Annotated in this window: 9 protein-coding genes; 4 read left to right on the forward strand and 5 right to left on the reverse strand. The window is 68.1% G+C overall.

All coding sequences use genetic code 11. From position 1 onward, the window contains the following. The coding region (locus A9X01_RS08155) for an NAD(P)/FAD-dependent oxidoreductase (RefSeq protein WP_065120262.1) at positions 1-896 on the forward strand (896 nt) is incomplete at its 5' end. Here A9X01_RS08155 and A9X01_RS08160 read toward each other — a convergent pair. The 4 genes from A9X01_RS08160 to A9X01_RS08175 form a co-directional block, all read right to left on the reverse strand. Next, on the reverse strand, positions 865-2,931 hold the full coding sequence (locus A9X01_RS08160) for a Rossmann-fold NAD(P)-binding domain-containing protein (RefSeq protein ID WP_065120254.1): 2,067 nt from the start codon (positions 2,929-2,931) through the stop codon (positions 865-867). The genes A9X01_RS08155 and A9X01_RS08160 overlap by 32 nt on opposite strands. A gap of 75 nt (positions 2,932-3,006) precedes the next feature. After that, on the reverse strand, positions 3,007-4,494 hold the full coding sequence (locus tag A9X01_RS08165) for an acetyl-CoA acetyltransferase (protein ID WP_065120255.1): 1,488 nt from the start codon (positions 4,492-4,494) through the stop codon (positions 3,007-3,009). 23 nt (positions 4,495-4,517) lie between these two features. Beyond that, on the reverse strand, positions 4,518-5,942 hold the full coding sequence (locus tag A9X01_RS08170) for an aldehyde dehydrogenase (protein WP_065120256.1): 1,425 nt from the start codon (positions 5,940-5,942) through the stop codon (positions 4,518-4,520). A gap of 8 nt (positions 5,943-5,950) precedes the next feature. After that, a complete protein-coding gene (locus A9X01_RS08175; protein ID WP_065120257.1) occupies positions 5,951-8,287 on the reverse strand; it encodes a CaiB/BaiF CoA-transferase family protein in 2,337 nt (778 codons plus the stop codon). A 141-nt stretch (positions 8,288-8,428) separates the two neighbouring features. On the opposite strand from A9X01_RS08175, the gene A9X01_RS08180 reads away from it, so the two are divergent. Together A9X01_RS08180 and A9X01_RS08185 are read left to right on the forward strand one after the other, a co-directional pair. Further along, positions 8,429-9,277 (forward strand): SDR family oxidoreductase, encoded by an 849-nt coding sequence (locus A9X01_RS08180; protein WP_065120258.1) that lies wholly within the window; start codon positions 8,429-8,431, stop codon positions 9,275-9,277. Positions 9,278-9,305: 28 nt separating this feature from the next. Beyond that, positions 9,306-11,681 (forward strand): phosphoketolase family protein, encoded by a 2,376-nt coding sequence (locus A9X01_RS08185; RefSeq protein ID WP_065120259.1) that lies wholly within the window; start codon positions 9,306-9,308, stop codon positions 11,679-11,681. A 591-nt stretch (positions 11,682-12,272) separates the two neighbouring features. Here A9X01_RS08185 and A9X01_RS28920 read toward each other — a convergent pair. After that, positions 12,273-12,725: a DUF2834 domain-containing protein gene (locus A9X01_RS28920; protein WP_081282267.1), complete on the reverse strand. Its 453-nt coding sequence runs from the start codon at positions 12,723-12,725 to the stop codon at positions 12,273-12,275. Positions 12,726-12,792: 67 nt separating this feature from the next. Between A9X01_RS28920 and A9X01_RS08195 the strand changes: the two genes are divergently transcribed. Further along, a partial coding sequence (locus A9X01_RS08195; protein ID WP_065120261.1) for an alpha/beta fold hydrolase occupies positions 12,793-13,698 on the forward strand: 906 nt, incomplete at its 3' end.

The following is a 13,698-nucleotide window of genomic DNA, read 5'->3' on the forward strand; positions in this document are numbered from 1 at the left end:
CGAGGCGCCCGCCGATACCCGGGTCGGATGCCGCCGGGGTGCACTATCTGCGCAGCTACCACGACGCCGTCGCGCTGAATTCCGTTCTGACCGACGGATCCTCACTCGCGGTGATAGGCGCGGGTTGGATCGGACTGGAGGTCGCGGCCAGTGCCGCCCAGCGCGGCGTGCGGGTCGCGGTTGTGGAGTCGGCCCGGCAACCGCTGCTGGCCGCTCTCGGTGACGAGGTCGGGCGGGTGTTCGCCAACCTGCACCGCGAGCACGGGGTGGACCTTCGGCTGGAAGCCCAGGTCGAACGGATCGTCACCGACGACGGTCGGGCCACCGGGCTCGAACTGGCCGGCGGGTCGACGCTGACCGCGGACGCGGTGCTGGTCGCGGTCGGCGCCAAACCCAATATCGAGCTGGCCGAACAGGGCGGGCTGGATACGGGCGACGGTGGTGTGCTGGTCGACTCGTCACTGCGCACCAGTGACCCCGACATCTACGCGGTCGGCGACATCGCGGCGGCGGAGCACCCGCTGTTCGGGACCCGCATCCGCACCGAGCACTGGGCCACCGCGCTCAAACAACCCGCCGTTGCCGTAGCCGGGATGATGGGCAACCCGGCCGAGTACGCCGAACTGCCGTACTTCTTCACCGATCAGTACGACCTCGGCATGGAGTACGCCGGACACGCCGCCGGCTCCGACCGCGTGGTGTTCCGCGGCGATGTCGGCGGCCGCGAATTCGTCGCCTTCTGGGTGGACGGGGAGAACCGGGTACTGGCCGGGATGAACGTCAACATCTGGGATGTGCTCGACGACGTCAAGGAACTGATCCGCTCCAGGACCACGGTCGACGTCGACCGCCTGGCCGACCCGGCTACTCCGCTGGCTTCCATGTGTGGTCGATGACGTCGGGTGGGTGCTGAGCCTGCAGCCGTTCCCGCTCGGCCCGGCGGCGTTTGATGCGTAGCCGGGCGTCGACGGGCATGCTGACGAGCTCGTCGCAGACCAGGTAATACACGTCGTCGACGCTGTCGATCAGATCAGCGGCCACGCGGCGAGCGCCCAACTCGCGCAGCGTCATCCGCAGCTCGTGGGTGAAGCGGATGGTGGTGTCGTGCGCCAGTTCCCGGGAGTTGCGCGCACTTCCGGCCAGCCGCTGCGACAACGAACCCGGGGCCGGCGGCACGGCCGTCGGGGCTTCCGCGTTCTCGGCGGCCAACGTCAGCAGCAACGCCGGGTCGTCGGCGAACGCGGTGCTGGCAAGCTCGGCCTCACCCGGCCCGCGGTGCCCCAGCTGGGCGACGGCGGCGTCGAGGGCGGCGGCAGCGGCCGGAGACAGGGCGCGAATGCTACCGACGTTGCCCTCGCGGGCGAGCGCGCGCAACGTCGAATCGGCGCGCAGCAGGCCGGTCAGCGCTTCGGTCTGGCTCGCGATGCGGTCGCTTTCCATGATCACCCCAACGCCGGACACACTGCCCGCGGCGCTGGTGTGTTTGAGCGTCGCGGCGGTGACGCCGCTGTCGATCACCCACAACGCCGTGAGGATCCAGCCCTGGTGAATGCGGTCTCGCAGCAATCGCAGCCGAACTTCCAGGGCGGCATCTGGCAGCGCCGCGACCGCCTCGGCGTCCAGGTGTTCGGCGGTGGCGGCATCGACGTAGGCCTGGGTGTCGGTTCTGAGGTGCCGCAACAGGGCCAGCGAGCGCGCGGTCACCACCACCTTGGCCACCGAACCCCGCTGTCCGCTGGGCGGTCGCCACAGCGGCAGCAGTTCGTCGACCGGAGGTTCGGTGCCCAGTTCCCGTTCGGCGACGGCGTGGGAGTCCCAGCCGGGAAGCTGAGCGGCGGCGACGATGCTGGCCGACACTCCGACGTATGGCCGGTGCCCGAACACCGCGATCGCGCTGCTGGCCCACTCCTCGGCGATCACATCGCCGAGCGCCAGCACCCGGCTCATCGCCTGCCCCGCCGCGCGCAGCCCGCTCATCTGCACGTCGAGCGTGATGGGCGTGAGGGGCCCCGGAAGCGAGTCGGCAAGACCGGTGGCGCTGAAGACCGGGAAACGCGGATCGATCCGGTCGTCGAACTCACCGTCGAGGCCCTCGGGTGAACCGACCCGGGGCAGCGTTTCCCACGGCAGCGGCAGCTGGCCCGACCCGACGACCGCGCCGGCGGGTCCGAGTTTGCGCCCGATGAGTCCACGGCCGGTGTCCACCACTGCGTCCAGCGCCTGCCAGCCGTAGACGAAGTTCCAATCTTCCTGCGCCACAGCGATATCGAGCTCCGGCACCAGCTGGTCCCAGCCCCGGACGCCATGCAACCGCAGCCGCGGATCGACGCTGCGCAGCACCCGCCAGGCGGTGATGACGTTGGTGGTGTCCGGGGTGGCCAGATCCACCGCGCCGGTGCGGTCGGTGCCGACCGCCAGCACCAGGAAGCGGACCAGGTCGTCGGCGTGCAGCACCCGAATCGGTTGCGCGGAGATCTTGGTGCGCATCAGGGTCGCCACCGTGCGACACGTCATCCAGTCGAGTTGGCGGCCGAGCAGCGGAGCGATCCGGATGACCAGGCTGGGCGCCCATCCGGTGGTCACCAGCGTCTCGGCCGGGCGGTACAGCTCCGCGCGGCCCGCGGCCTGCGACACGAACAGCAGCCGGGATCCGGCGCGGGCCGCGGCGTGGGCCACGTGGGCGACGCCGGTGACGCCCGCCCCGCCCGGGGCGGTGGTGTCGACGGGAGCGAGATGGATCACGACGTCGGCGTCGGCGGCCAAGTCCACCAGCACCGGGTCGCGCAGCGACGCGCAGACGAGGTCCACGTTGGGATCCAGGCACTCGTGCGGGTAGGGGGCGATGCCGCTGACGGTGTGCCCGGCGGCGATCAGCTGGCGCGCGAGCAACCGCCCGACCGTGCTAGTGGCGTCGGTAAGCAGCACGTGCACCTGGCTTCACCTCCCCCATTGACAATAGGCAAGCTGCGGTGACTTGCGTATTTTTGAGTCTTTACCGTGACCCCGTTACTGCAACGTTGCGGTGCCGTCTCCGGCGATAGCAACCTTTGCGCCGGCGAAGTCCTCGTCCAGTGTCGCCGCGGCCGCGTCGCGATCGTTGATCACCGCGAGGGCACGGGCATCGTCGGGGGTGCGAACGGCCAGGAAGGCCTTTTCGGGTTGACCGTCGCGGTCGAACGGCGTCGTCCAGGCTTCCACCGTCCCGACGCCTTCCCATTCGACGACCTCGGTGGTGGTCGGTTCCCGGTCCACTGCCTCCTGCACGTCCTCCCAGCGGAACCCCGACGGCGGCGGCTCGGTGCCGTACACACCGAAGCTGTGCTTGGTCAGATAACCGCCGTTCGCGGTGATCAGGCCGCGGCGGCCCGGGTTCGCCACCAGCAGTTCGGCCATGGTGGCGATCGAATGGGTGACGTAGTTGCTCCACGGCCCCCCGGCGAAGGTGAGCCCGCCGGTCACCGTCAGGGGCCGGGCCGGATCGTCGACGGCCAGGCCCAGCTCATTCGCGGCGACCTGGACCGCGGATGGGAAGCAGGAGTACAGGTCGACATAGTCGACGTCGTCGATGCCCACGCCGGACAGTTCCAGCGCTCGCGCCCCGCCGATCCGGATCGCCGGAGAACGGTGCAACTCGCCTCGCTGGGCGATTGCCGAGGTGTCGTGGGCGTCGGTGCCGGCTTGCGGGTACACCCAGCGTCCGGGCGGCACGCCGAGGCGCTGGGCCTGTTCGACCGAGGTCAGCACGAGCGACGCGCCCTGGTCGACCATGTTGTTCGAGTTCATCAGCTTCGTATAGGGCCAGCTGATCATCCGGTTCTGGGGGCTGGGCTCCCGGATCTCCTCCGCGGTCACTGGGCGGCGGATCCACGCGTTGGGGTTGTCGACCGCCACGGCGCTGAAGCGTGCCCACAGCTCGCTGATGCGTCTGATGTGCTCGTCGGCGGACTCGCCGTTGGCGAGCCGCAGCGCCTGCTCGAAGATGGGATACACGAAGGACGGCCGGTCCAGCCTGATCCGGATCTCGGCTTCGCCGGCCATCGGCACGTCGTCGTCGGCGATCTCGGGCATCGGCACCGAGTTATCCTGCTCGGTCCAGACCAGCCGGGCGCCCCGCTTCTTCAGCTCGTTGCGGGTGCGCCAGGTCTCGGCGGCCGAGATCAGCACCACGCCCGCGCGGCCCTGCTGGATGTCGAGGCACGCCTGGTTGACCAGCGCCTGCGGCGTGTTGCCGCCCACGCTGCTGTATCCGGCGGTGAACGACCCGATCCCGAGGCGTTCGCCGAGCAGCAGCGCGGGGTTGCGGTAGTGGGCCGAGAGGATGTTGACCACGCGGATGGAGTCGACGGCCTCGAGCACGCGGGCGTCGGCGGCCTCCCGCGAGGCGGTGACCATCAGGTCGAGTGGCTCGATGGAGCGCTGGTCAGGGTCTACTTCGTCGCGGTGGTTGACCTGGCCGTAGCCGATCAGCACCGGCGTCTTCGGATCGACGGGCATGCCTGAAACCTATCGCGAGCGGCTCAGGCGGGTCCGGTGCGGTAGATCGACTTGAGCGTCCGGTAGGCCTCCAGACCCTCCGGTCCGAGTTCCCGGCCCAACCCACTGGCCTTGACGCCACCGAACGGCGCGCGCACGTCGAGCGCGTAGTCGTTGACCCCGATGGTGCCGGTGTGGACCGCGCGCGCGACGGTGGTGGCCCGGTCGACGTCGGCCGACCAGACCGTGCCCGCCAGCCCGAATTCGGTGTCGTTGGCCAGCGCGATCGCCTCATCGTCAGTGTCGTAACCGCTGATGGTCAGCACCGGCCCGAAGATCTCCTCGCGGGCCAGGCGGTCGGAGTTCTCGACATCGGCGAACACGGTCGGTGCCACGAACCAGCCCCGCGGCTGGTCCTTGGGCACCGATCCGCCGGCCACCAACCGGGCGCCGCTGTCCCTGCCGACGGTGATGTAGTCCAGCACCCGGTCGCGCTGACGCGAGCTGACCAGCGGGCCGATCTCGGTCGCCGGGTCCAGCGGGTCACCGACCGCGAGGCCGTCGGCCAGCGCCGCCACCGCGTCGACGATCTCGTCGTAGCGGGATCGGGGCGCCAGGATGCGCGAGCTGAGGTGGCAGGTCTGACCGTTGTTGACGAAGGATGCGTTGCGCAATCCGCGCATCGTCGCGTCCAGGTCGGCGTCGTCGAGGATGATCGCGGCCGACTTGCCGCCGAGCTCGAGAGTCACCGGGCGCATCAGCCGGCCACAGATTTCGGCGACCAGGCGTCCGGTGGCGGTCGACCCGGTGAACGCGACCTTGTCCACGCCCGGATGGGCCACCAGGCAGGCGCCCACCGATGGGCCGCCCGACACCACGTTCAGCACCCCGGCAGGAAGCCCGGCGTCGACGGCGGCTTCGGCGAAAGCCAGTGCGTCCAAAGCGGTTTCGGGCGAAGCCTTGAGTACGACGGTGCAACCGGCGGCGAGCGCCGGTGCGACCTTCATCGCGGCCAGCGCCTGCGGATAGTTCCACGGGACGATCGCGGCGACCACCCCGACGGCCTCGCGGCGCACGATCGTGTGCCCGGTGATGCTGGGTCGGATCTCCTCGACGGGTGTCTCGGTGACCAGTTGGGCGTAATACCGCAGCAGCAACGGCGGGAACGCGCCGTTGGCGCCGCGCGACAGGGCGATCGGCATGCCGTTCTCGCGGCTGACCAGCTCGCTGGTGGGCTTGGCGCGCGCCTTGAGGGCGTCTGCCATCGCGATCAGGATCGCGGCGCGGTGGTCCGGTGAACTCGCGCGCCACTCGGGCAACGCCCGTCGCGCGGCCGCGACCGCGGTGTCGATGTCGGATTCGGTGACGACGGCGCCGTCGCCCAGGGGCTCGCCGGTGGCCGCCTCCACCACGGGTTCAGCGCGGTCGGCGGTGTGGAAGTGGCCGTCGACGAAAAACAGTGCGGGCATCGTGCCTCTCAATCCGGTGCGAACAGCACCTTGTCGCCGATCAGGCGCTCGATCTCGTCCGGGGTCATGCCGAGGAGCTGAGCGCAGATTTCGCGCGTGTCCTGGCCCGGCTGCGGCGCGGGCCGTTGCGGTGCGCGCGGGATGTGGCGGAACGGCGCCGGTCCGGTCTCGGCGGGTAACGGCCGGGCGATCAGCGGATGCGTCATGTCGTGGAAGAGTTTGCGGTGAATGAGCTGCGGGTCTTCCAGGATGTCCGGCGGCCGGTGCATCGGCCCGGCCGCGATGCCCTGCTGCTGCAGTGTCTCGGCCACTTCCAGTGGCGTGCGCGCGCCGGTCCAGTCGTGCAACGCGGCCACCAGTTCGTCGGCCGGTAGCCCCGGCCGTTCCAGAACTTCTGCCAGGCAATGCCATTCGTCGTCTGATGTGATCGAAACGACGCACCATTCGTCGTCACCGGCGCAGGGGCAGACGACGTGCACGCTGGTGTCGTTGCGGACGTCGGCGATGCCCGCGGCCAGCAGGCTCTCGGTGACGAACAGCGTGTCGAGTTGGTTGACCACCGCCTCGGCCTGCGAGATGTGCACGTGCGCGCCCTGCTGGCGCCGGTCACGGCGGATGAGTGCGGCCAGCGCCGAGATCGCGGCGATGCGTCCGACCACGTGGTCGGGGAAGACCGTCGTCGCGTCGTAGAACGGGTGCCGGGCGCCGTCGGCGGGAGCGTCGTCAGACGTCCAGACCCGGGTGACTCCGGTGGTTGCCCGCACCAACGGCCCGTAGCCCAGCCGTCTGCTCCACGGTCCGCGGTTGCCGAACGCGCTGCTGCCGGCGAGCACGATCCGCGGATTGAGCGCACGCAGCGCGTCGTAGTTGAACCCGAGCGAGGTGAGGGTGCCGGGCTTGAAGTTGGCGAACACCGCGTCCGCTTCGGCGACGAGGCGGCCGAAGGTCTCCTTGCCCTCGTCGCTGCGCAGGTCGATGCCCAGGGCCCGGTGATTGCGGTGGGTCCAGGCGAACGATTCGCTCATCGGGTCGCCGACCCGGGCTTGGCGCAGCCCGTCGGGATACTCGGCACTCTCGATCTTGATCACGTCGGCGCCCAGATCACCGAACAGCCGGCTCAACTCGCCGCCGGCGACGATGATGCCGAGATCCAGGATGCGCAGCCCGGACAGCGGATATTCGCCCTTGCTTCCGGCCGGCGATGACGTCGGCACTGCGTCGGCGATCCAGCCCGGTTGGTCTTGCCCGGCGGGCGGGACCGGCGTCCGGAAGCCCGCCCGTTGGCCGTCGACGACGAAATACCCGGTGGGGACCTGCGCGCGCAGGCCGGGCACCAATTCGGCGTCGGTGATCGCCCCGACGGCCTGGAAGTGCTCGGAGGCCAGGATGCGCGACGGCGTCAGGACCGCGGCGATCGGGACGCCGTGCTCCTGGCCGGCGGTCACCAATTCCTTCATGGTCTGCTCGGCGAACAGCGCCGCCACCAGCGCGCTGATCTGCGGCCAGGCCGCAAACCGGGCGCCGATCACGTCGTATTTGGGGTCCTGGAAGTCGTCCGGCTCCCCCAGCCAGCGACGCAATCCGCGCCACTGGCGCGGTGCCATCACGCACAGCCGCACGTAACCGTCCCGACAGGGGTAAATCGGGTACGCGTCCTGGTTGCGCGGGCGGCCACGCCACCGGGAGCCGCTGCGAACCCCGGCCGCGGCCTGCCCGTGCGCCCCGAAGGCCGGATCCAGCGACATCACCACCGCGTCCAGGCGGGAGAAGTCGATGTAATCGCCTGTGCCGCAGCGGAGTTTGTTGTAATAGGCGGCCAGTACCGCCCAGGCCGCCTGTACAGCGGCGGTCGCCGAGGCGATTCCTTCCGGCGGCAAGACCGGGGTGCCCACGGTGGGGCCGGAGCGGGCCAGCGACCCGCCCATCGCATACAACACCGCGTCGGTGGCGCGCCACGACGACCGCGGGCCCGTCGCACCGAAGTCGCTGATGGACAACACCACCAGATGTGGGTATTGGTCGGCGAGTTCGGCGGCCGGGGCGCCGTAGTCCGCGGCGCGGCCCGTGTCGACCAGGATGTCGGCCGTGGCGGCGAGATGCTGCAGGCGCAGGCGGTCGCCGTCGTCGTCCTGATCCAGGATCGTGCTGCGTTTGTTGGCGTTGTGCACGGCGAACGGGATGCTCGCACCCGCGACGGCGGGCAGCGACCGGCGCCCCGGACTGCCCCCGGGCGGTTCCACTTTCAGCACGTCCGCGCCCAGGTCGGCGAGCAATCGGGTGACCGTGTCGGCCTTGCCGTCGGACAAGTCGACGACACGCACCGCATCAAGCAAACCGCCGGGCATGAGCACACCGTACTCGGCGGCCCCCAGCTATCGTCGATGCGGCCATTCCGGTTGCTAAAGCTATTGTCGGGCAAGCGATTACGTGGCAGCGCGGGTTACTAGTACCCTGCTAACCAGGGCAATCCGAAAAGGGGACGGAAAGTGGCAGACACGGCATCGGTCGCCGCCAGAGTCGGCGGGAAAGTCGTAGTGATCACCGGCGGCGCACGGGGCATCGGGTTGGCCACCGCGACCGCGCTGCACAAGCTGGGCGCCAAGGTTGCCATCGGCGACATCGACGAGACGACGGTCAAGGAGTCCGGCGCGGACCTCGGGCTCGAGGTCTACGGAAAGCTCGACGTCACCGACCCGACCTCGTTCTCCGATTTCCTCGACCAGGTCGAACGTCAGCTCGGACCGATCGACGTGTTGGTGAACAACGCGGGCATCATGCCGGTCGGGCGCATTGTCGACGAACCCGACGCCGTCACCCGGCGCATCCTGGACATCAACGTGTACGGCGTCATCCTGGGCAGCAAGCTGGCGGCCCAGCGGATGGTGCCGCGCGGGCAGGGCCACGTGATCAACATCGCCTCGCTGGCCGGTGAGATGCACATCGTCGGGCTGGCCACCTACTGCGCCAGCAAGCACGCGGTGCTGGCGTTCACGGACTCCGCGAGGCTCGAATATCGGTCGGCCGGGGTGAAGTTCTCCTCGATCCTGCCGACGTTCGTCAACACCGAGCTGGTCGCGGGGACGTCGGGGATGAAGGGCTTCCGCAACGCCGAACCCGCCGAGATCGCCGAGGCGGTCGCGGCGCTGATAGCGCAACCCAAGCCGCGGCTACGGATCACCAAAGTCGCTGGGGCAATGGTGGTTTCGCAGAAATTCTGGCCGCGACGGGTTGCCGAGGCGCTGAACCGGATGATCGGCGGCGACCATGTCTTCACCGACGACATCGACGTCGAGAAGCGTCGCGCCTACGAGGCGCGGGCCCGCGGCGAAGAATGAGGGCTGAACAATCGGGTAGATGAGCCCCATGAGCCGAGAGACTGCGCCCGCGACCCTTTCCGATGACGAACTGTCCCTCATCGACGCCTATTGGCGCGCGGCGAACTATTTGTCGGTCGGCCAGATCTACCTGCTGGACAACCCGCTGCTGGCGCAGCCGCTGGAGCCCGAGCACGTCAAGCCCCGGCTGCTCGGGCACTGGGGCACCACGCCCGGCCTGAACCTGATCTACGCGCACCTCAACCGGGTCATCTGCAATCGCGACGCCAACGTCATCTACATCACCGGGCCCGGCCACGGGGGTCCTGGGCTGGTGGCCAACGCCTACCTGGAGGGCACCTACAGCGAGGTCTACACCGGCATCGAGGAAGACGCCGAAGGACTGCGCAAGCTGTTCCGGCAATTTTCCTTTCCGGGTGGCATTCCCAGCCACGTGGCGGCGCAGACGCCAGGGTCGATCCACGAGGGCGGCGAACTCGGATATGCGCTGGTGCACGCGTTCGGTGCGGCCTTCGACAATCCCGATCTGGTGGTCGCCTGCGTGATCGGTGACGGTGAGGCCGAGACCGGGCCGCTGGCCGCCGGCTGGCATTCGAACAAGTTCCTCAACCCCGCGGTGGACGGCGCGGTGCTACCGATCCTGCACCTCAACGGGTACAAGATCGCCAACCCGACCGTGCTGGCGCGCATCCCGCACGCCGAACTCGAGGCGCTGATGCAGGGTTACGGATACCGGCCGATCACCGTGGAGGGCGACGACCCCGCCGACGTCCATCAGCAGCTGGCCGCCGCCCTGGACGATGCGTTCGATGACATCGCGTCCATCTGGCGCGCCGCCCGCGACGGTGGTGAGACGGAACGGCCGGTGTGGCCGATGATCGTGCTGCGCACGCCCAAAGGCTGGACCGGTCCCAAGGAGGTGGACGGCAAGCGGGTGGAGGGCACCTGGCGCTCCCACCAAGTCCCGCTGTCGGGAACGCACGACAATCCCGAGCATCGCGCCCAGCTTGAGCAATGGTTGCGCAGCTATCGCCCCGATGAGCTGTTCGACGAGAACGGTGTTTTGCGCCCGGAGCTCAAAGCCGCCGCGCCCACCGGCGATCGCCGGATGAGCGCCAATCCGCACGCCAACGGCGGGCTGCTGTTGCACGACCTCGACCTGCCCGATTTCCGTGACTACGCGGTCGAGGTCACCGACCCCGGGACCAAAATGCACGAGGCCACCCGGATCCTCGGCGCCTTCCTGCGCGACGTGATCAAGCGCAATCCCGACCGGTTCCGGCTGATGGGCCCGGACGAAACGGCCTCCAACCGCTTGGACGCGGTGTTCGAGTCCACCGGCAAGGTGTGGCTCTCGGCCACCGGGCCCGACGACGACCATCTCTCGCCGGACGGGCGGGTGATGGAGGTGCTGTCCGAGCACCTTTGCCAAGGCTGGCTGGAGGGATACCTGTTGACCGGCCGGCACGGCTTGTTCAACTGCTACGAGGCGTTCGTGCACATCGTCGACTCGATGCTCAATCAGCACGCGAAGTGGCTGTCGACCACCCTGGAGCTGCCGTGGCGGCGGCCGATCGCCTCGTTGAACTACCTGCTGAGCTCACATGTCTGGCGTCAGGATCACAACGGCGCGTCGCATCAGGATCCCGGCTTCATCGATCTGGTCGCCAACAAACGCGCCGAGCTGACCCGCGTGTACCTGCCGCCCGACGGCAACACGCTGCTGTCGGTGGCCGATCACTGCCTGCGCAGCCGCAACTACATCAACGTGATCGTCGCCGGTAAGCAGCCGGCGCTGGCCTACCTCGACATGGACGACGCAATCGCCCACTGCACCCGGGGTCTGGGCATCTGGCAGTGGGCCAGCACTGACACCAGTGATCCCGATGTGGTGCTGGCCTGTGCCGGGGACATCCCCACCCAGGAGACGCTGGCGGCGGCCGCGATCCTGCGGCGCGAACTGCCCGACCTCGGGGTGCGGGTGGTCAATGTGGTGGACCTGATGCGCTTGCAGCCGGACTCCGAGCATCCGCACGGTTTGCCCGACCGCGAGTACGACGCGCTGTTCACCCAGGACAGGCCGGTCATCTTCGCCTACCACGGCTATCCGTGGCTGATCCACCGGCTGACCTACCGGCGCGCGGGCCACGACAATCTGCATGTCCGCGGCTTCAAGGAGCGTGGCACCACCACGACCCCGTTCGACATGGTGATGCTCAACGACCTGGACCGTTTCCACCTGGTGATGGATGTGATCGACCGGGTCGAAGGACTGGGTAGCCGGGCCGCGGTGCTTCGTCAGCGGATGGCCGATGCCCGCATCGCGGCCCGCCGTTACACGCGTGAGCACGGCGAGGACGATCCCGAGATCTCCGGCTGGACCTGGGCTTCGTCGAGCGACTGACGAATTACGATCGGGCTGTGGATCGCAATGTGCCCGGCGAACCGCTGCCTTTCGGGCCGCCGTCGACCCCCGGCATCCGTGGTTCGGCATCGCCGTGGTTGCCGCCATCTTGTTCTCGGGCACTCTCATCGCGGCGGCGATCTTCTTCAAGGGATCGGGCGAGTCGTCGACGCCGACGGCCGGTACCAGCGGCAAACCCGCCACGCAGTCCGACGGTCGGTCCAAGACCTGCGGCGCGTGGGCGACAGCGAAGATTGACTTCAAGTCGACCCCCAGGCTGCCCCAGGGATGGGACTACAACACGCCGGGCATCGATCAACTGATCGCAGGTCGGACCGCGATGCTCGAGAAAATACTGAATGTTTTCCGATCGCAAATCGCTCCCGCTCCCGTCGACGTGGCCGCAGCGGCCAATCTCTTTGTGGAGAAGCAGGAGGCCGAAGTGCGCAAGTTGCCGGCCCACACCTTTGACGCCGCAGACGTTTATGCGATTGACGGGGCTTATTTGGCGCTGGACCGCCTGCGGCGTCAACTGAGCCGGATGACGACCGCGGGAACGCTGCCGGGAAGCTTAGTTCTACCGAAGCAAGGTCAGTTCTGTCCGATATCTATCCATGCTGTCAGCCCAGCGACCCCGGTAGTCATCAGTGCTAGCAGGAGGGTGTCGACGCTTCGCAGGCGGGGCGGTTCATCGCGCATGTGGAGTTCACGAGCAATCAGGAAGAGCGGAAACGCCACGCTGACCGCAACGAAGAATCCGGCTATGTAAAGCCATACCCACTTCACTTTATGCTTGCGGCCCTCGAGCAAGGTCAAGATTGCTACGGAAGCGGACAGCCACAGGGCTTCCGCCGCGACGAACCGAGAAGCCGAATTCGCCTTGGTGTCATGCCAAAACGAACCCAAGAAGTCGCCGGCGCTGTGCAAGTATGGCCCACCCTGGCTCCACGTCGCGATGAGTGCGGCGAGCGCGATTGCACCGTAGGCGAGGCAAAGAACCTTGCGGGCGGTCGGAATTGATGAAGCGCGGTCGGCTGTTCTCATGATTCACGCTAAACCGAAGAGATCGCCGGACGGGGGAACTTGCGCATCGTCGGCTTACACTTCCGCAATGTTCTCGGAGACGCGCTATGCGATGAACGGGGACTTGAGCGTCGCGTACAGGGCGTCGCCCAAGGGTGAACGCGACATTGTGTTCGTCCCGAATTGGTTCACCTGCTGCGAACTGCTGCCAGAGCTTCCGGCGGTTCGTGGCTGGGTCGAGGCGATGACGTCCCTCGGTCGGCTCATCTTCCTCGATCAACCCGGAAGCGGCGCATCCGATCCCGTCGAGCCGGGCGCGCTGCCGACCTTGGAGCAATGGGCCGACAGCATCACGGCGGTGCTCGACAATCTCGAAATCGATGAAGCGGTACTCCTCACCGGACCCGGAGCCTTGGCGCCAGGCGCTCTGTTCGCCGCTACACATCCGGCTCGCACCACTGCGCTCGTGGTGCTGGAGGGCTACGCCAACCCCATCGCTGAACGCACCGATGGGATTGATCCCGACGAGGTCGTCGCTGGGCTGGCAGCCATCTGGGGAACGGGCGAATACTGGCGTGCGATCAATCCCGATATGCCGTGGAACGAAGAGATCGGCGCAGCGATCGCGCGACATGACCGACTTGCCGCGAGCCCACGAACCTACGGTCTTTTGATACCCCTACTGACCGAGGTAGATGTGCGGGCGGTGCTGCCGACGATCCGGGTGCCAACCCTTGTGCTCCAGCACGGTGACGATGTAATGGTCCCGACCGCGTGGGGCCAATACGTCGCTGATCACATACCCGGCGCTAAATACGTTGAACTGCCAGGGCGCAACCTGTACCACTTCGTGGAGCCATGGCGCGATTCGTTCCAGGAGCTCGCCGAGTTTCTCACTGGCCACCGAGCCGAAGTGGCCGATGATCGGGTTTTGGCGACGGTGTTGTTCACCGACATTGTGGATTCGACGCGTCGGGCCGCGGAGATGGGTGAT

The sequence above is a fragment of the Mycobacterium asiaticum genome (genome assembly GCF_001668675.1).
Classification (GTDB): domain Bacteria; phylum Actinomycetota; class Actinomycetes; order Mycobacteriales; family Mycobacteriaceae; genus Mycobacterium; species Mycobacterium asiaticum_D.

What these genes read in the sequence shown, in the direction of transcription:
- A9X01_RS08165 (WP_065120255.1), bottom strand. Translation starts at nt 4,494, where the DNA reads ATGCCCGTCGATCCGAAGACGCCGGTGCTGATCGGCTACGGCCAGGTC.
- A9X01_RS08170 (WP_065120256.1), bottom strand. Translation starts at nt 5,942, where the DNA reads ATGCCCGCACTGTTTTTCGTCGACGGCCACTTCCACACCGCCGACCGC.
- A9X01_RS08175 (WP_065120257.1), bottom strand. Translation starts at nt 8,287, where the DNA reads ATGCCCGGCGGTTTGCTTGATGCGGTGCGTGTCGTCGACTTGTCCGAC.
- A9X01_RS08185 (WP_065120259.1), top strand. Translation starts at nt 9,306, where the DNA reads ATGAGCCGAGAGACTGCGCCCGCGACCCTTTCCGATGACGAACTGTCC.
- A9X01_RS28920 (WP_081282267.1), bottom strand. Translation starts at nt 12,725, where the DNA reads ATGAGAACAGCCGACCGCGCTTCATCAATTCCGACCGCCCGCAAGGTT.